Source organism: Mycolicibacterium sp. XJ870, assembly GCF_053483975.1.
Genome location: NZ_JBEFTI010000007.1, coordinates 53,872 through 70,518, shown reverse-complemented (window position 1 = coordinate 70,518; position 16,647 = coordinate 53,872). Strand labels below are relative to the sequence as shown.

The following is a 16,647-nucleotide window of genomic DNA, read 5'->3' as shown; positions in this document are numbered from 1 at the left end:
CAATCCTCAGCCGTGAGCAGCCACCCCACCATCGGCGTCGAAGAGGAGTTCCTACTCGTCGACCCGCAACACGGCGAACCCGTCGCCCGCAACAAGGCCGTCGCCGGCTACGCCAAAAACCATGGCGTCGAGTTGCAGCTCGAGTTGACCAGCTGTCAGGTCGAAACCACCACCGACGTGATGAGTAGCAGCGGCGAGTTGCGTACCGAACTAGGCCGGCTACGGCGGATCGCGACCGAGGCGGCGGAAGCGAACGGGGCACGGTTGTTGGCGGTCGCCTTGCCACCGACAGTGCCGCACAAGTTTCCGATCACCCCCACGCCGCGCTACCGCAGGATCGGTGAACAGTTCGGAATGATCGCCCATGAGCAGGGCATCTGCGGCTGCCACGTGCACGTGGCCGTGCCCAGCCGCGAGGCCGCCCTGCACGTCAGCAACCGGATCCGCCCGTGGCTGCACCTGTTTCTGGCCCTGACCGCCAACTCCGCGATCTACCGCAACACCGACAGCGGCTACGCGAGCTTCCGCAGCATGGTGTGGACGCGGTGGCCGAGCGCGGGCCCGCCACCGTACTTCGACTCGGTCGAACAGTTCGACGCCACTGTCGAAATGCTGCACCAGGCCGGTGCGGTGCTGGACGACGGAATGATCTATTGGGATGTACGACCGTCCGCCAATTTCCCGACGGTGGAAGTGCGGGTGTCCGACGTGCCTGCCACGGTGGCCGAGACGGTGTTGCTCGCGACCCTGATCAGAGCAAGCGTCATGACGGCGCTCGACGCCCACGAGAACGGCGAACCAACACCGCCGATGACGGATTATGTGCTGCGGGCGGCGTATTGGAAGTCTGCTCACGACGGCCTTGCCGGTGAGGCGATCGATTTGATGGAAAGCCACGCGACGGCGCCGACCAGGGCCTTGGTGGAGGGTCTCATCGAGCGGGTGCGGCCCGCACTGGAAGCGCTCGGCGATTACGACATGGCCCGTGACGAGTTGGCGCGCATCGCCGAGCAGGGCAACGGGGCGATGCGGCAGCGGCAGGCATGGCGGCGGCGCGGTGAAGTCGCCGACGTCATCGCCGAACTGGCGGCCGCGACGACGACTACCTAGGTCCAACTGCGTGCTGCCGAGGCCAGCCCGTCGACCAGTGCCGTCGTCACCGGGGACAGCCCGTCGTGGCCGGGAACCGGGCTTCGCGGGCTCAGCCCCCGCACGCGTGCGGGCAACTCCAGCTGTACGCCGTCGACCCGGTTGACCGGGTTGTCGGGGTGCTGCCCGCGCAGTTCGCGGGGGATGGCGCCCAGATCCGTGACCACGCGATAGCCGGGTATGGCGACGTGGCGGGCGAGGTGTTCGGCAAGGGCCCGGTTGCGGCCGCCGGCCAGCAACTGCGTGCTGCGACCGATGCGGCCATATCCGTGCAGCGACACCACCACGTCGACGTGATCGAGGAAGGCCGACAGCCGTTCGGATTCGGGTGCCAGATAGTGGGCCGACGGCAGATGGTGCGGATAGTGGTCGGGGTGGCGCACCACGTACGCCGATGCCCCCGACGCGTCGGCGGCGCGCTCGGCGATCACGTCGGTCATCTGCTCCAGCCCGCCGCCGTGAATCGCCATGAAGCCGAACCGCGAGCGCAGCGTGCTGGATTCGACGATGCCCGGCTCGGTGAGCAGATCCGAAAGCGATTGGGGTGCCGGGCTATTCGAAGCGGCGCCGCGCTGTGGCCAGTGGACCGGATCCCAGCGGCGCAGAAACTCGATCCAGCGGTGCGGCAGCTCGTGATGCACGGCGGCGGCCAGGATGCGTTCCAGGTAGCCCGGTCGCGGCGGGCCCGGGTCGACGCGGTGATCGATGTAGACCCAGGCATCCGTCGGGCCGTTGACGGTGTGCACGGTCAGCCGGTCGCGGCGGTACCGGACCGGCACTCCTTCGGCACTGTCCAGCGCGTCCAGATCATGGTCGGTGACCCGCCACAGCACGCCGTGCACGTGTGAACCGTCGAATGGTTCGACGGTGGCGACGCCGCGTTGGTTGATCAGCCAGTCGTGACCGTCCAGCCGGGCCGGCATGGGGTCGATGGCGCCCGGGCAGCGGTGAGCCATCTGTGTCACGCACAGATTCGAGCCGTAGGCGAAGTACGTGTGAAGCATTCAGCCCGTGACGGTCAGATAAATCAGCACCACGTTGAGCACAGTAATAAGTCCGGCCACCAGCCAGCCAAGTGCCGTGGTCACCCGGTGGTTGGCGTCGGCTCCCATCAGGGCTTTGTTGCTGGTCAGCCGGATGAGCGGAATGAGTGCGAACGGTATGCCGAACGAGAGCACCACCTGGGAGAGCACCAGGGCACGGCTGGGATCGACGCCGATCGCCAAGATGACCAGTGCCGGGATCAAGGTGACCAGTCGGCGCAGCAGCAGCGGGTAGTACCGCTTCAGCAGGCCCTGCATGATCATCGCGCCGGCATATGCGCCGACAGAGGTCGAGGCCAGGCCCGAGGCCAGCAGCCCGATGGCGAACAGCAGCGCGACGGTCGGGCCGAGGGTGTCGCGGACGGCAGCGTGGGCGCCCTCGATCGAGTCGGTGTCGTCGCGGCCCTGCAGGTTGGTCGCGGCCACCAGCAGCATGGCCAGGTTCACCGCACCGGCGACGAGCATGGCCAGGCCGACGTCCAACCGCGTGACCCGCAGCAGCATGCGGCGCCGCGGTCCGGGTTCGGGATGGCCGTGGCGGTCGCGAGCCAGGCCGGAGTGCAGGTAAACCGCGTGCGGCATCACCGTCGCACCCAGCATTGCGGTGGCCAACAAGATGCTCTCGGCGCCCTCGAACCGGGGGATCAGCCCTTCGGCGACCGCGCTGGCAGGCGGGGTCTCGACGAACAGGCTGGTCAGAAAGCCGATGGCGATGACCAACAGCAGGCCGCTGATCACCCGCTCGAACATCTGCTGCCCGCGGCGGTTCTGCACGGCCAGCAGCACCAGCGACACCGCGCCGGTGATGACCCCGCCGACCAGCAGCGGCAGGTCGAACAACAGGTACAGCGCGATGGCACCGCCCACCACTTCGGCTAGATCGGTTGCCATGGCGACCAATTCGGCCTGCAGCCAGTACGCGATGCGGCTCGGGGTGCGGGTGTGGTCGGCAACGGCCTCGGGCAGCGACCGGCCGGTGACGAGGCCCAGTTTCGCCGAAAGGTACTGCACCAGCCCGGCCATGACATTCGCCGCGACGATCACCCAGACCAGCAGGAAACCGAACTGCGCGCCCGCGCTGACATTCGCGGCGACATTTCCGGGGTCGACGTAGGCGATCGCGGCGACGAAGGCCGGCCCGAGCAGCAGCCAGCTCGGCCTCGCATGCACCTTTGTGTCTTCCAACAACGAACCCAGCTTCCTATCCGGATAGGCGAATAGGAAAGTTAGGTTAGCCGAAACCTGCTGTTGGGGCTAGGGCGGGTCAGCGGTGGTGGGGATGGCGTCCGCCACCACCGCCACCGCCACCGTTGTGGTCGCTGGTATCGATGTGGATACCGGGCAACCCCTCGTAGCAGAGCGCCGAATACGCGGCGACGCAGCCGTACGGAAGGTACGGGCCGGTCTGCGTCGGCGTGGCGTTGATCTGCACGTTTCCGGGGTTCGAACAGCGAGTGGCCCCACCGACGTCCACGCACTCAGGCTGCGCTCCGGCCGACGGTGTGCCGAGCATTGTGAATGCGCCGACCAATACCGTTGCGCCGGCTGTCTTTGCGAGGATCTTCACGATCTTCACCATCCGATGACTATCCCTCCCCATCCCCAGCCGTACCAGGGTCCGAAGTTCGTCGCCGGCGGCGACGTGACAATTTGGGTGCTGCCGTTAGTTTCGCATTGCGTGGTGGTCGGGCCGGTGTTGGTGCACTGCGGTGCTGCCGAGGCGACCGGTGCCGCCAGTAGCGCTATGCCGAAGGCGGCGAATACTGCGGTGAGATGCCGGGATTTATTTGTCATGACCTGCTCCGATCGCTAGAGCAAGTCTACGTCCGTCAGAGGATGAAGTACTCGTCGTCCCAAGGGAACATGCCGTAGCCCGGCTGGGGCGGCGTCGAGTCGATCTCCACGTTGCCTTCCGTCGCGCATTCGGTGGTCTGGCCGCCCTCCACCGAACTGCCGCCGGTCACTTCACACTGGGGCAGCAGGTGTGGGGCTTTGGGGTCGACGGGCTCGGCTGCGGCCAACGGTGCCATGGCGATTGCTGCCGACGCGCCGCCCGCGAGTAAACATCCGACAAGCGTGGTGAACCGGAACGTCATCAGAGTGTCCCTTCAGACAGGTGACTACCCCGCAGCGTACAGCCCGTTGCCAGTGATCAGTGGCAAGTCGAGAGTTGTTCTGATGCCCGGGGCTGCGGCAACCACCGCGGGAATCGCATTGACGACGCGCGCTGCCGTGGCCACCAGACCGGCGTGATTGTGATCGCCGTTGGGGCTGCTCAGGCACAGGTCCAGGGCGTAGGACGGTTCACCGGTCAGCTCGATCCGGTACGAACCGCCCTCTTGCGCGGGCTGCGGCCACTCCGGGCACAGGTCATCCCGCAGCCGAGTCACGTGTTCAAGCACCACCGCAACTTTCCCGTCGTGCATACCGCGCACCTCGAAACGCAACGCGGCGGTGGTGCCTTTGGCGATATGCCCGGCCGCGATCTCGAAATCCTCCGGCGCAGGCACCCGGGTGTGTTCCTCGGTGACCTCGTCGAGTTCGATCCCCAGGCCCGCTGCGAGCTGCCGCACCACCGAACCCCACGCCAGGCTGAGCACGCCGGGCTGCAGCAGCATCGGCGTTTCGTCGAGTGACTTGCCGAACCCCATGACGTCGAACATCACCGTCGCGCTGTCATAGGTGTCGTAGTTGATGATCTCCATGCAGCGGAGTTGCTCGATACTCTGGCAGGTGCCCGCAAGGGCAAGGGGGAGAAGGTCATTGGCGAAGCCGGGGTCGATGCCGTTCACGAACAGGCTCGACTTTCCTTGTTGTGCGGCTTCTTCGATGGGCCCGACGAGTTCTGCCGGCAACACCTGCCACGGGTACTGCAGGAACACCGCGGCGCTGCCCACCACGTTGATGCCCGCGGCCAGGATGCGACGGTAATCCTCAAGCGCCTCGGGCAGCCTGTTGTCGGCCATCGCGGTGTAAACCACGCATTCGGGATTCGTCGCCAACAATTCATCGAGATCGGTGCTGGCCTGGATGCCCGTCGAAACATCCAGCCCGGCAAGCTCTCCCGCGTCCTTACCGGCTTTGTCGGACGAGGACACCCACACCGCGGTGAGCTCGTAGGCCGGGTTGGTGATGAGTTGTTTGAGCGCGTGGCGGCCGACGTTGCCGGTGCCGATGGCGGCGACTTTGATGGTCATAAGTTCCTCACAGGTCCGGGATGGGCAGGTCGAGATTGGGGAAGGTGAGGCCGCCGTCGACCTCGAGCGTCTTGCCGGTCAGGTAGCTGCCCGCAGGCGAGGCTAAATAGACTGCGGCAGCGGCGATATCTTGTGGATCACCCAGGCGGCGCATAGGTGTCGCCTTCTCCATCGGTTCGCGCAATTCGTCGTTGGAGGCCACGATGTCCAGCGCCGAGGTCAGGATCGAGCCCGGCGCGATGGCGTTGACGCGGATGCGCGGACACAGGTCCAGAGCGGACAGTCGGGTGTAGTGCGCCAGCGCGGCCTTGGCGGTGCCGTATGCGGCGAATCCGCGTCCGGCGAGTCGGCCCATGGTCGAGGTGATGTTGATGATGCTGCCGCCGCCGGAGTGCTCCAACATCAGTGGCGCGGCCGCGCTCGTCAGCGCATGCGCGGTGGACACGTTGAACGTGAACGCGTCTCTGAGGTCTTTGGTCGAGGTGCCCAGGAGTGCGTTCGGCATCGTGCCGCCGACGTTGTTGACGACGATGTCTAGTCTGCCGAAAGCACCGACGGCCTCGGCCGCGAGCTTGGCGGTGTCCTCCGGGTGGGCGAGGTCGGCGACGACGATGTGGGCTTTGCGGCCGGTCGCCGTGATCTGCTCGGCGACTTCCTCGAGTTGGGATTGGGTGCGGGCCGCGATGACCACGTCCGCACCGGCTTCGGCGAAAGCCAAGGCCATCGCGGCACCCAGTCCGCGGCCTGCGCCGGTGACGATTGCGACGTTGTCGTCGAGGCGGAATCTGTCCAGAATCACGTGCGCTCCGTTCGCTTGACGGGCGTCACGGTAGCAGTCGGCGGCGGGGCGTTGGGGGACTTTCTGAAACACGTTCTAATTCGAGGCTGAACCCTACGACAGCACCGAGATTGAAACCAGGGACAAATCCCGCGCCGATTCTGTCCCTGGTTGCAATCTCTGTGGGTTGTTGATCGATCGGCGCTACCTCAAGCCGGTGAGGGAGCACAATTGAGGTTATCCGCATCAACGTGGGGAGCCGCGATGAACGATCAGGCGCACGACGTCTTCGGCGAGATCTTCCAGCGGTACTTCAGACCAGCGATCGACGAGTATCCGCAGACCGGCAGATCGCTTGTCCATCGGCTGATGACCTCGACCGACGACGTCCAGGATCGATTGTCGGAGGCTCGGCACGCCGCAATGGTGTGGAGCAGGGCCGAGGCACTCCACCCCGGCATCGCTTCGGAGCTGTTCGTGATCACCCAATTCGGGTTGATGTACGCCGCCAGCTTCAGGGATTCGCACCATGCGCTGCACTATCTGGCGACCCCGGCTGCCGTGTTCGACGGGTTCGTCGACCAGGTCGAACACGTTGCGCTGCATCCGGGAGAAGTCGTCGCGGTGGACAGGCGATGCAGCCATGACCTCGCCGCCGCGCACCCGATGGATGCGGCGCTGCGCCGGATCCTCGACGAGCACCAGGCGCTACGCGTCAACGTGACCGTCTAACCCTTGCTCACGACTTCTTGGCCGCGGCCTTCTTGGCCGGCGCCTTCTTCGCGGCCGCCTTTTTGGCAGGCGCTTTCTTGGCGGGTTTGGAGTCGCCCTTTTCGCCGTCTTTGTCCGCGCCGCCCCCGCTTCGGGCCTTGACGCTCGCTTCCAGCCTGGCCAGCAGATCTGATACGTCCTCGGTCTCGTCAAGTTCGGCGGGTTGCTGCTCTTCGACGGAGAATGCCTCGCCGCCTTCGAGTTTCGCCTGGACCAATTCGTGCAGCTGCTCCTGGTAGTCGTCGCGGAACTCGTCGGGCTTGAAGTCGTCGGTCATCGACTCCACCACCTGACCGGCCATCTTCAGCTCAGCCGGCTTGATCTGCACTTCTTTGTCCAGGACCGGGAAATCGGGGTCGCGGATCTCATCGGGCCACAGCAGGGTGTGGATCATCATCACGTCGCGCTTGGAAAAGTCCTTGACCCGCAACGCCGCCAGCCGGGTCTTGTTGCGCAGCGAGAAGTGCACGATGGCGATGCGGTCGGTCTCCGCAAGGGTCTTGGCCAGCAGGACATACGACTTGGACGACTTCGAGTCCGGCTCAAGGAAGTAGCTCTTGTCGTACAACATCGGATCGAGTTGTTCGGCCGGGACGAACTCGACCACCTCGATCTCACGGCTGCGTTCCTCGGGCAGGGTGGCGATGTCCTCGTCGGTGATCACCACCATCTGCCCATCGTCGGATTCGAAGGCTTTGTTGATGTCGCGGTATTCGACGACCTCGCCGCAGACCTCGCAGACCCGCTTGTAGCGGATGCGCCCGTTGTCCTTGGCGTGGACCTGATGGAACTTGATGTCGTGGTCCTCGGTCGCGCTGTAGACCTTGACCGGCACGTTCACCAGGCCGAAGGCGATCGAACCCTTCCAGATGGATCGCATAAGGCCAGTATGGCGTACCAGGTTCGCCCATGGCGTCGCCTTGCAGTTGGCCCCCGCCCGTGGCGGACGGGGGCCAACTGACTCGGGCCTCAGCTGCTGCTGTCGTCGCCTCCGGCATTAGCGGACTCAGCTCCGCTGCCGGCGTCGTCGGCCCCGGTCTTGTCGGCGCCTCCGCTGACATTCTTGACGGCCGCGCGGATACCGCTGCGGACGTCCTTGACGGTGCTGCGGACGTCGCTGCGGAACTCCTTGACCGCCGTGCGCAACTTCTCGCCCGGGCGAGATGAGGTGGTCCCGGCCTTGCCCGGCTCGGCCTTGTTGCCGTCGGACAGGTCGGTAGCACCGGTGGAGGCCTTGACCACCTGCGCGTCACCGCTTTCATCCGTGCCTTCTTCGGCGGCAGGCTCCGCGGCAGGTTCCTCGGCGGCGGCTGGTTCAGTATCGGTATCCAATGACCCCTTAGAAGCCAGCACCGCCGGACTGTCGTCGACATCAATCGCCGACAGAACGCTCGGCGCGCCGCCGGAGGGCTCGGTCTCAATTCCCGGGAAGGTCAGCTTGGTCAACGGGTTACCGTCGCCGTCCCAGCCGATCGCGCCCGCGATCATCTGTGACAGGTTCGCCATCGCCCCTAAGGGGCCGATCCCCACACCTGGAGCGTCCAGGGTTATGGGGAAGCCGGGGGCGAGCTCACTTGTGATCGACACGTCAACGGAGTTGAAGATCGAGCCGCCGACGGACCCTACGCCTATTGGGCCGCCGACGGTTTTTCCTGTGCCCCCAGGGCTGAACAACCCGCCGAACGCGATCCCCAGTCTGTTGACCGTGGTGCCTTCCGGCAGCACGCCCGCTCCATTGATTGCCGGCAACAGCGCGTCGAGGTTGAGGGTGGCCCCGTTGAAGAAGCCGTCGACGACGTTGGCGGGAAGGTTGAGCAGATCCCCGGCCATGATGCTGTTGAGGGCTGCCACGGCCGGGCTGATCAGCGGTCCCGCGAAACCGATCATGACACCGGTGATCGGTGATGCCAGGAAATGCACCAACGGTATGACGACCTCCGGCGTCCCCTCCGGCAGGAACCCCGGCACAAACCCCACGACGATCGCATGGGCTGGGTCATTACTCAGAGCGAGGATCGGGATCGCTTGGTTGATGTCTTCGGGCAGGCCCTGCATCGTGGCGATGTTGAAGGCCTTCTGCATGTTCTCGCCAAATGTCTGGAAGACGATACCGATGCTGGCCGGGTCGTTGAGCACATCCCCGAAGTAGCCGGCCTGGTTGACAATCGCCTGCTGCAGTGCCGCGCCGGGGGCTTCGAAGGAGAACTGAGAGACCTTGGTCGCGTTCTCGGAAGTGGTGTTGAACACTTCGACCCATCGGCCGAAGAAATCGGTTTCGGCCGCCAGCGCGACCTGGGCTGCCGCGATCCTCGGGACCTGTATGTCGGGTGGTGTTGGCGCGATGGCTGGTGCCGCCGCGATGGCACCAGCCGCTGTTAGCGCCACACCGGCGGTGGCGAATAGGCGTAGGGATTGAAGCATTGAACGACTCCTCACGTTGAGGTCTTTGACGCCTGAAACGTAGCCTGAGAAGAACCTGAGTAGTTCGAAACGCGCAAATTAATTGACGGCAGTTGTCCCGCTGTATGCGTCTGGTCGCCGGATGTTGCATCTTGGCCATGTCACGTAAAGGTGCTGCTTGCGGCAGCATCCCGGGGAGCCTTTTGCTGGCTGTTGCGATCGCTACAGGGTGACGCAACTTTGCAACACGTTCCATGCATTGCTGAAGTGTGTAGGGCGCTCTAGGCGACCGACCCAACAGCACGTTTCACTTCCATTGCTTTTGCTAACTATCCATCGCCGTTACTCATCGTCGTGACCCAAAAGGGCATTCTCGAGTTCGCCTCAGACGGAGTGCGGCACGGTCGTCGGATCTGCACAGCTCTCAACCGACTGGTCGGCGATCTGTCGAAGATGACTGACCCACCGCGGTAGTCAGCAAACTGCCAACGCGCAGGAAAGCGGCGGAAATGAACACGTTCCACTTTTCAGATATGCCTCTAGACGGCACGATTTTTCCAGGTCAGCGCCCGCCGACGCGACGGTTAGAGCCGACACCAGTACCGCCGTCGACACACGTCCCGCCATAGCGCGCGACGCTCACTTGCACATGTCCACGATGCGCTTGCTCGTCGCTTCGGCTTCCTTGAGACGGTCGGCCAGCGCCCGGCCGTAGGCCAATCAGAGGCAGGCATTGATCGGCCTCCGAGCGTCAGGCTTGGGCTGCCGTGTCGTCCAACGTCACCCGGTCAGGTAAGTCCGCACCTGCCCGGGCCACGGTGAGCGCCGAGGCCAGCGCAGCCGTCGACAGCACTTCTTCCAACGCGTCAGAACTGATCCCGGCCAGGTCGCGACGCCGCTCGGCACCGAGCAGCCCGCGCGACCACAGTGCGTCGATCAACCCACTCATGAATGCGTCACCGGCGCCCACGGTGTCGATCACCTGCACAGGCCGGGCCGGCACCTGGACCTGCCCGGCACGGCAGATCGCGAACGCGCCACGCTCACCCATGGTGACCGCGATGATCGCGGGTCCCATGTTCAGCCACGCCTGGGCGATCTGTTCGGGGGAGCGACGGGGATCGAGCCAGCGCAGGTCCTCGTCGCTGACTTTCACCACATCGCAGCGTTCGACCAGGCGTTCAATACGACGGCGAGCGGCTTCGTCATCGGTGATCAATACCGGCCGCACATTGGGATCGAAGGTGAGGGTCGCCGACAGGTGATAGGTGTCCATCAGTGCCGCGGTCGCCCGGCAGCCCGGCTCCAGCACGGTGGCGATGGAGCCGGTGTGCGCTACGAGCGGCGGCGCCACCTCGGTGGTACCGGCCAGCTGCCAGTCGATGTCGAAGGTGTAGCGGGCCTGTCCGGAAGCGTCGAGTTTGGCCAACGCGGTCGGAGTCCGTTCGGCCGTCATGCTCCCTGGAACCAGTTGCGCTCCAGAAGCTTTGACATACTCGACGATGCGCTTGCCCCGGGCGTCGTCGGCGATGTGGGTGAGGAAGTCGACCTCGCGGCCCAGCCTGGCCAGGCCGACGGCGACGTTGAGCGGGCTGCCGCCGACGTGCTCGGTGCGGTCGTCCTGCGCTGTACTGGATGGTCGCTCGTGAACTCGCTCCACGACGTCGATCAATGCCTCACCGATGACAAGAGCTCGGCTCATGACCGCAATGATTCCAGGGTGGCTCGCGCACCGTGGCGGTGTAGCGAATCCAGTGCCCAAAGATAATCCTCGACGAACCGCGGGGCCGACCCGAGATCACCGAACAGCTCGGTGTTTTCGATGAACGCCGTCGGATGCTCACGCTGGGAACGAGCCAGCGGCACCAGCGTGCCGGCGAGCTGATCCTGCACGTCGATCGGCTCACCCTGCTCGTCGACCCCCTCGGCGTAGCGTGCCCAGCTCGCCACCACGGCGGCGGACAGCCGGACCGGCGCGCCGGTCTTGAGATTTTCCCGGATGACGGGCAACAGCCATTTCGGAATGCGATCCGAGGAGCCGAAGCACAGCCGGACGATGGTGTCGCGCACGCCGGGGTTGGCGAATCTTTCGATGAGTGTGCGCTTATAGTCGGCGAGATCGATGCCAGGCACCGGCAGCAGCGTCGGTGTGCCCTCCGAATCCATGTAGTCCAGCAGGAATTCGGCGAACAGGGGGTCGCTGGCCGCATCGTGCACCAACCGGTAGCCCGCCAGATAGCCGAAGTAGCACAGCGCTTGATGGCCGGCGTTGAGCAGGCGCAGCTTCATCAACTCGTACGGCGTGACGTCGTCGACCAGCAGGACACCGGCCTCCTCGTATGGTGGCCGCCCGGCCGAGAAGGAATCCTCCAGCACCCACGAGGTGAAGGGTTCGGCGACGACGGGCCACTGGTCGGTGACGCCGAACTCGCCTTCCACCGTGGCGATGACCTCCGGGGTGGTGGCGGGCGTGATCCGGTCCACCATCGAGTTGGGGAACCGGGTGTTCTCGGTGATCCACGCACCCAGCCCGGGGTGCAGTCGCTCGGCGTACGTCGTGAACGCGTGCTGGGCGACCTCGCCGTTGCCCTCGATGTTGTCGCAGGACACGATCGTCGGCGAGTCGATGCCACGGTCGCGCCGCCGGGCAAGGGCCTCGGTCACCAGGCCGAACACATTTGGCTCACCAACCTCATGGGTGTCGTAGCCGCCCTCTGTGATGGTCAGCGAGATGATCCGGGTGGACGGCGCGGCGAGGAGTTCGACGACGCCCTCGGGATCGTCGGGTGCATAGCGGTAGTCGACGATCGAGCCGATGACGCGGGCCTCGCGCCGGCCGTCGGGGTGCTCGAGCAGCAGCGTGTACAGGCCGTCCTGGTCGGCCATGACATCGGCCATCCTGCGGTCCGACGGCAGCACGCCCACCCCGCAGATGCCCCACTCGGTGGCCAGCCCGTTCTCCAGCAGCCGGTCGATATACATCGCCTGATGCGCCCGGTGGAAACCGCCGACGCCGAAATGCACGATTCCAACCTGTATTTCATTGCGGTCGTAGCTGGGCCCGGGCACCGGTAGCTCCGTCAACGTCGATGCGGCGAGCTTCACCGGAGGTGTTGTGTAGGTCACATTCATCATGTTAGCTTGATGAGCATCTACACGCACCCGTGAGCATTTGCTCATGGATAGGGAAGTGGTGATCTTGCCCGGACCGACGCCCGAGGATCTGCGACTCGCATTGCGCGCGGCGACGCTGTACTACCTCGACGGCCACACGCAAGCCGAGATCGCGTCGCGGCTCGGCGTCTCCCGCCCGACGGCAGGCCGGCTGGTCGCCAAGGCCAAAGCCAATGGCCTGGTGCGTATCGAGGTGGTGGTGCCACCCGACATCCAAGACGATTTGCACGCCGACGAGGAGCGCGAACTGGAACGGCGGTTCGGGCTGACCGAGGCCGTCGTGGCGACCAACGCCGGCCGCGCGGGCGCCGCTCTGCTGATGCGGCGGGTCGGACCCGGCGATGTGGTCGGCTTCACCTGGGGGCCCGAGCAGGTCGGGGTGGCCACCGCGTTGGTTCCCGGGGTGGCGAGCTGCCGTGCGGTGGTGCAGCTCGACGGGGCGATGTCGACGGCCGCCTATCAAACCGGCGCTGAGCAGATTCTCACCCGCTGCGCGGACACGCTGCGTGCCGAGACTTTCCGGCTGCCCGCCCCGCTGTACGCCGACCCGGCAACCGTGGTCTCCATGCGTGAAGACTCCGTGATCTCCCGAACTCTGGATGCGGGCAGGCGCGCCGACGTCATGGTGTTCGGGGTCGGCGCGGTATCCACGTCCACGACGCTGTTCGAGGGCAGTTTCCTGGACATCCGGATGCTCGACGAGTTGGTCGCCATGGGCGCGGTCGGCGAGATCGGCGGCCGATTCTTCAACGCCCACGGCGAGCCGGTGCACAACGAACTGCAGCAGCGGGCGATGTCGGTTCCGTTGGAGGACATCCGCACCTGCGAGAAAACCATCCTGGTATCCGGCGGTGAGGGCAAATACCAGGCCATTCTCGGCGCCCTGCGCGGCAAGCTCGCACAGTTGCTGGTGTGCGATATCGACTGCGCCCGTTGGCTGTTGACTCAATGAGAGGTGAGTACAGGTGAAACGGTTGAGAAGACTGGCGGCCTGCGTCGCAGCCGCGGGGTTGTTGACGACGGCCGGTTGCGCCGGCGCCGGCACACTCGGGGCGACCGACCAGACCGTGACCATCGCGATGGTGTCGAACTCGCAGATGACCGATGCCCGCTCGCTTGCGGACCGGTTCGAAGCGGCCAATCCCGACATCAAGCTGCGTTTCGTCACGCTCTCGGAGAACCAGGCCCGCGCCAAGATCACCGCGTCGACGGCGATGGGCGGTGGCGAGTTCGACGTGGTGATGATCAGCAACTACGAAACCCCACAGTGGGCCGAGAACGGTTGGCTGGTCAACCTTTCCGACTACGCCCGCAAGACTCCCGGATACGACGAAGACGACTTCATCCCGTCGTTGAAGGACTCGTTGTCGTACGAGGGCAACATGTATGCGGTCCCGTTCTACGGCGAATCCTCCTTCCTGATGTACCGCACGGACCTGTTCGAGCAGGCCGGCATCGAGATGCCCCGCAACCCGACCTGGCCGCAGGTCGCCGACGCGGCCGCCAAGCTGGACAAGCCCGGCGAGATGGTCGGGATCTGCCTGCGCGGCAAGCCCGGCTGGGGCGAGGTGCTGGCGCCGCTGGACACCGTGATCAACACGTTCGGCGGGCGCTGGTTCGACATGGACTGGAACGCCCAGCTCACCAGCCCGGAGGTCAAGAAGGCCGTCGACTTCTACGTCAATCTCGTCCGCACCCATGGTGAGCCCGGCGCGGCGACAAGCGGATTCGGTGAATGCGCGACGCAGTTCGCGCAAGGCCGCACCGCGATGTGGTACGACGCCACCTCAGCCGTGTCGGTGTTGGAAGACCCGGAATCGTCCAACGTGGTCGGCAAGGTCGGTTATGCGATGGCCCCAACTGTTGAGAAGGACAACTCCGGCTGGCTCTACACCTGGGCGCTGGGAATCCCGAAGAGCAGCGAGAAGCCCGACGCGGCATGGAAGTTCATTTCCTGGATGACCGACAAGAACTACATCAAGCTCGTCGGTGAGGAACTGGGCTGGGCCCGGGTGCCACCGGGCAGTCGGCTGTCGACCTACCAGATTCCCGAATACAAAGAGGCGTCAAAGGCATTCGGCCAGGTCACCCTCGACTCGATCGAAGGCGCCAACCCCGCCGAGCCCACTGTGCAGCCGGTGCCCTACACCGGTGTGCAGTTCCTGGCGATTCCCGAATTCCAGGATCTCGGAACCCGGGTCAGCCAGCAGATCAGCGCCGCGATAGCCGGACAAAAGTCCGTCGGCGAGGCGTTGGAGCAATCCCAGCAGTATGCAGAGGTCGTCGGCCGCACCTATCAGGAGAAGCCATGACAACCACAGAGGCGACGGCCGAGGCGCAGGCTGCTGCGGCGGCTGAACACGTCGCACGGATCAAACAGAAGCAGGATCCCGGCGTTTCGCGGGCCGAAGGATGGCGGCGACGCGGGCCGCTGTTGCCGGCGCTGATCTTCATGATCGTCGTCACCCAGATCCCGTTCCTGTTCACGCTGTACTACTCGACGCTGTCGTGGAACCTGGTGCGGCCCGGATCCCGCGAATTCATCGGGCTGCAAAACTATTTCGACGTCATCGGGGACAGCACCTTCTGGCAGGTGGCGATCAACACCGTCGTCATCATCGTTGCCACCGTGCTGATCTCGGTGGTGCTCGGGCTGCTCCTGGCGCTGCTGCTGGACCGGGTTTTCCTGGGGCGCGGGGTGGTTCGCACTCTGCTGATCACACCGTTCTTGGTAACGCCGGTAGCCGGGGCACTCATGTGGAAGACAGCGATGCTCGATCCGGTTTTCGGCATCGTGAACTGGGTGCTGCCCGGCGAGGGCGTCGACTGGGTGAGCAGCTTCCCCCTGCCCTCGATCATCCTGGCCCTGGTCTGGCAGTGGACCCCGTTCATGATGCTGCTGATCCTCGCCGGTCTCCAGTCGATGCCGAAAGACATCCTTGAGGCCGGCCGAGTCGACGGTGCGGGGGCGTTTCAGCTGTTCCGTGAGCTGACGCTCCCTCACCTGCGACGGTTCATCGAACTGGGCACCGTGTTGGGCGCGATCTACCTGGTCAACACGTTCGACCAGATCTACATGATGACGCAGGGCGGCCCGGGCACGGCCAGTGCGAACCTGCCGTTCTACATCTACCAGCGTGCGTTCCTGGGCTTCGATATCGGCCAGGCCGCCGCGATGGGCGTGATCGTCGTGGTCTTCACCATGATCATCGCCAGCTTCGCACTGCGGTTGATCTTCAAATCGTTCACCGGCAAGGAAGAGGCGGCCTGATGAGTACTGTCGCTGTGAGCAAGGCGGAACCCCAAACCCCGAAGGTCAAGCGCCGCAAGTTCGATCCATGGGGTGCGGTGGCCTGGATCGTCGGACTGGGCTTCTTCTTCCCGGTGTTCTGGATGGTACTGACTGCCTTCAAGCAAGAGGTCGACGCCTACACCACCACACCAAAGCTGTTCTTTGCGCCGACCTTGGACGAATTCCGGGCGGTGTTCGACCAGGGTGTCGGCACGTCGCTGTTGAATTCGCTGTTCGCCACCACGGTGTCGACGATTCTGGTTCTCCTTCTCGGCGTTCCGGCCGCGTTCGCGTTGTCGCTGCGGCCGGTCCGCAAAACGAAGGACGCGCTGTTCTTCTTCATGAGCACCAAGATGCTGCCGATCGTCGCCGCGATCATCCCGCTGTACGTGATCGTGTCGAACATCGGCCTGCTGGACAACATCTGGGCACTGATCATCCTGTATACGGCGATGAATCTGCCGGTCGCGGTGTGGATGATGCGGTCGTTCTTCCTCGAGGTTCCCGGCGAGCTGCTGGAGGCGGCCAGCCTTGACGGTGCCAGCACGTGGCGCTCGGTGCGCGAGGTGATCCTGCCCCTGGTGTCGCCTGGCATCGCGGCCACTGCACTGATTTGTGTGATCTTCGCGTGGAACGAATTCTTCTTCGCAGTGAATCTCACTGCGGTGCAAGCCCAGACGATGCCGGTGTTCCTGGTCGGCTTCATCGCGGGAGAGGGCCTGTACTGGGCCAAGCTGTGCGCGGCGGCGACGATGGCCGCGCTTCCGGTGGTTCTGGCGGGCTGGATCGCCCAGAACAAGCTGGTTCGTGGACTGTCCTTCGGCGCGATCAAGTAAGGGGATA

The 16,647-nt window shown here is 64.9% G+C and carries 16 protein-coding genes; 6 read left to right on the top strand and 10 right to left on the bottom strand.

Features of this window, described 5'->3' with window-relative positions:
- The first annotated feature begins 12 nt into the window (after positions 1 to 12).
- Positions 13 to 1,110 (top strand): glutamate--cysteine ligase 2, encoded by a 1,098-nt coding sequence (locus ABQF30_RS22570; protein ID WP_448467949.1) that lies wholly within the window; start codon positions 13 to 15, stop codon positions 1,108 to 1,110.
- On the opposite strand, the gene ABQF30_RS22565 is transcribed toward ABQF30_RS22570, so the two are convergent.
- From ABQF30_RS22565 to ABQF30_RS22540, 6 genes are all read right to left on the bottom strand, one after another.
- Complete coding sequence (locus tag ABQF30_RS22565; RefSeq protein WP_448467947.1) at positions 1,107 to 2,153, bottom strand: poly-gamma-glutamate hydrolase family protein; 1,047 nt, start codon at positions 2,151 to 2,153, stop codon at positions 1,107 to 1,109. The two genes, ABQF30_RS22570 and ABQF30_RS22565, sit on opposite strands and share 4 nt — an antisense overlap.
- Complete coding sequence (locus ABQF30_RS22560) at positions 2,154 to 3,380, bottom strand: Nramp family divalent metal transporter (protein WP_448467945.1); 1,227 nt, start codon at positions 3,378 to 3,380, stop codon at positions 2,154 to 2,156.
- A gap of 76 nt (positions 3,381 to 3,456) precedes the next feature.
- On the bottom strand, positions 3,457 to 3,759 hold the full coding sequence (locus ABQF30_RS22555; protein ID WP_448467943.1) for a hypothetical protein: 303 nt from the start codon (positions 3,757 to 3,759) through the stop codon (positions 3,457 to 3,459).
- A gap of 262 nt (positions 3,760 to 4,021) precedes the next feature.
- A complete protein-coding gene (locus ABQF30_RS22550; RefSeq protein WP_448467941.1) occupies positions 4,022 to 4,288 on the bottom strand; it encodes a hypothetical protein in 267 nt (88 codons plus the stop codon).
- 24 nt (positions 4,289 to 4,312) lie between these two features.
- Positions 4,313 to 5,389 (bottom strand): NAD(P)H-dependent amine dehydrogenase family protein, encoded by a 1,077-nt coding sequence (locus tag ABQF30_RS22545; protein WP_448467939.1) that lies wholly within the window; start codon positions 5,387 to 5,389, stop codon positions 4,313 to 4,315.
- A gap of 7 nt (positions 5,390 to 5,396) precedes the next feature.
- Positions 5,397 to 6,188, bottom strand: a complete 792-nt coding sequence (locus ABQF30_RS22540) for an SDR family oxidoreductase (RefSeq protein ID WP_448467937.1) — start codon at positions 6,186 to 6,188, stop codon at positions 5,397 to 5,399.
- Positions 6,189 to 6,431: 243 nt separating this feature from the next.
- Between ABQF30_RS22540 and ABQF30_RS22535 the strand changes: the two genes are divergently transcribed.
- A complete protein-coding gene (locus tag ABQF30_RS22535; RefSeq protein ID WP_448467935.1) occupies positions 6,432 to 6,899 on the top strand; it encodes a glucose-6-phosphate dehydrogenase in 468 nt (155 codons plus the stop codon).
- Positions 6,900 to 6,906: 7 nt separating this feature from the next.
- On the opposite strand, the gene ku is transcribed toward ABQF30_RS22535, so the two are convergent.
- From ku to ABQF30_RS22515, 4 genes are all read right to left on the bottom strand, one after another.
- Positions 6,907 to 7,818, bottom strand: a complete 912-nt coding sequence (ku, locus tag ABQF30_RS22530; protein ID WP_448467933.1) for a non-homologous end joining protein Ku — start codon at positions 7,816 to 7,818, stop codon at positions 6,907 to 6,909.
- An 89-nt stretch (positions 7,819 to 7,907) separates the two neighbouring features.
- Positions 7,908 to 9,359: an outer membrane porin GjpA gene (gene gjpA, locus ABQF30_RS22525; RefSeq protein WP_448467931.1), complete on the bottom strand. Its 1,452-nt coding sequence runs from the start codon at positions 9,357 to 9,359 to the stop codon at positions 7,908 to 7,910.
- A 730-nt stretch (positions 9,360 to 10,089) separates the two neighbouring features.
- Entirely contained in the window at positions 10,090 to 11,040 is a 951-nt protein-coding gene (locus ABQF30_RS22520; protein WP_448467929.1) for a carbohydrate kinase family protein, read from the bottom strand.
- Positions 11,037 to 12,473: a mannitol dehydrogenase family protein gene (locus ABQF30_RS22515; RefSeq protein ID WP_448467928.1), complete on the bottom strand. Its 1,437-nt coding sequence runs from the start codon at positions 12,471 to 12,473 to the stop codon at positions 11,037 to 11,039. The genes ABQF30_RS22520 and ABQF30_RS22515 overlap by 4 nt, the downstream gene beginning before the upstream one ends.
- 43 nt (positions 12,474 to 12,516) lie before the next feature.
- On the opposite strand from ABQF30_RS22515, the gene ABQF30_RS22510 reads away from it, so the two are divergent.
- The 4 genes from ABQF30_RS22510 to ABQF30_RS22495 are packed head-to-tail and all read left to right on the top strand — an operon-like array spanning position 12,517 to position 16,640.
- Positions 12,517 to 13,464, top strand: a complete 948-nt coding sequence (locus ABQF30_RS22510; RefSeq protein WP_448467926.1) for a sugar-binding transcriptional regulator — start codon at positions 12,517 to 12,519, stop codon at positions 13,462 to 13,464.
- A 13-nt stretch (positions 13,465 to 13,477) separates the two neighbouring features.
- Positions 13,478 to 14,824: an ABC transporter substrate-binding protein gene (locus ABQF30_RS22505; RefSeq protein WP_448467924.1), complete on the top strand. Its 1,347-nt coding sequence runs from the start codon at positions 13,478 to 13,480 to the stop codon at positions 14,822 to 14,824.
- Positions 14,821 to 15,783, top strand: coding sequence for a carbohydrate ABC transporter permease (locus ABQF30_RS22500; protein ID WP_448467922.1), 963 nt, complete (start codon positions 14,821 to 14,823; stop codon positions 15,781 to 15,783). The genes ABQF30_RS22505 and ABQF30_RS22500 overlap by 4 nt, the downstream gene beginning before the upstream one ends.
- Positions 15,783 to 16,640 (top strand): carbohydrate ABC transporter permease, encoded by an 858-nt coding sequence (locus ABQF30_RS22495; RefSeq protein WP_448467920.1) that lies wholly within the window; start codon positions 15,783 to 15,785, stop codon positions 16,638 to 16,640. Before ABQF30_RS22500 ends, ABQF30_RS22495 begins: the two co-directional genes overlap by 1 nt.
- Positions 16,641 to 16,647: the final 7 nt, after the last annotated feature.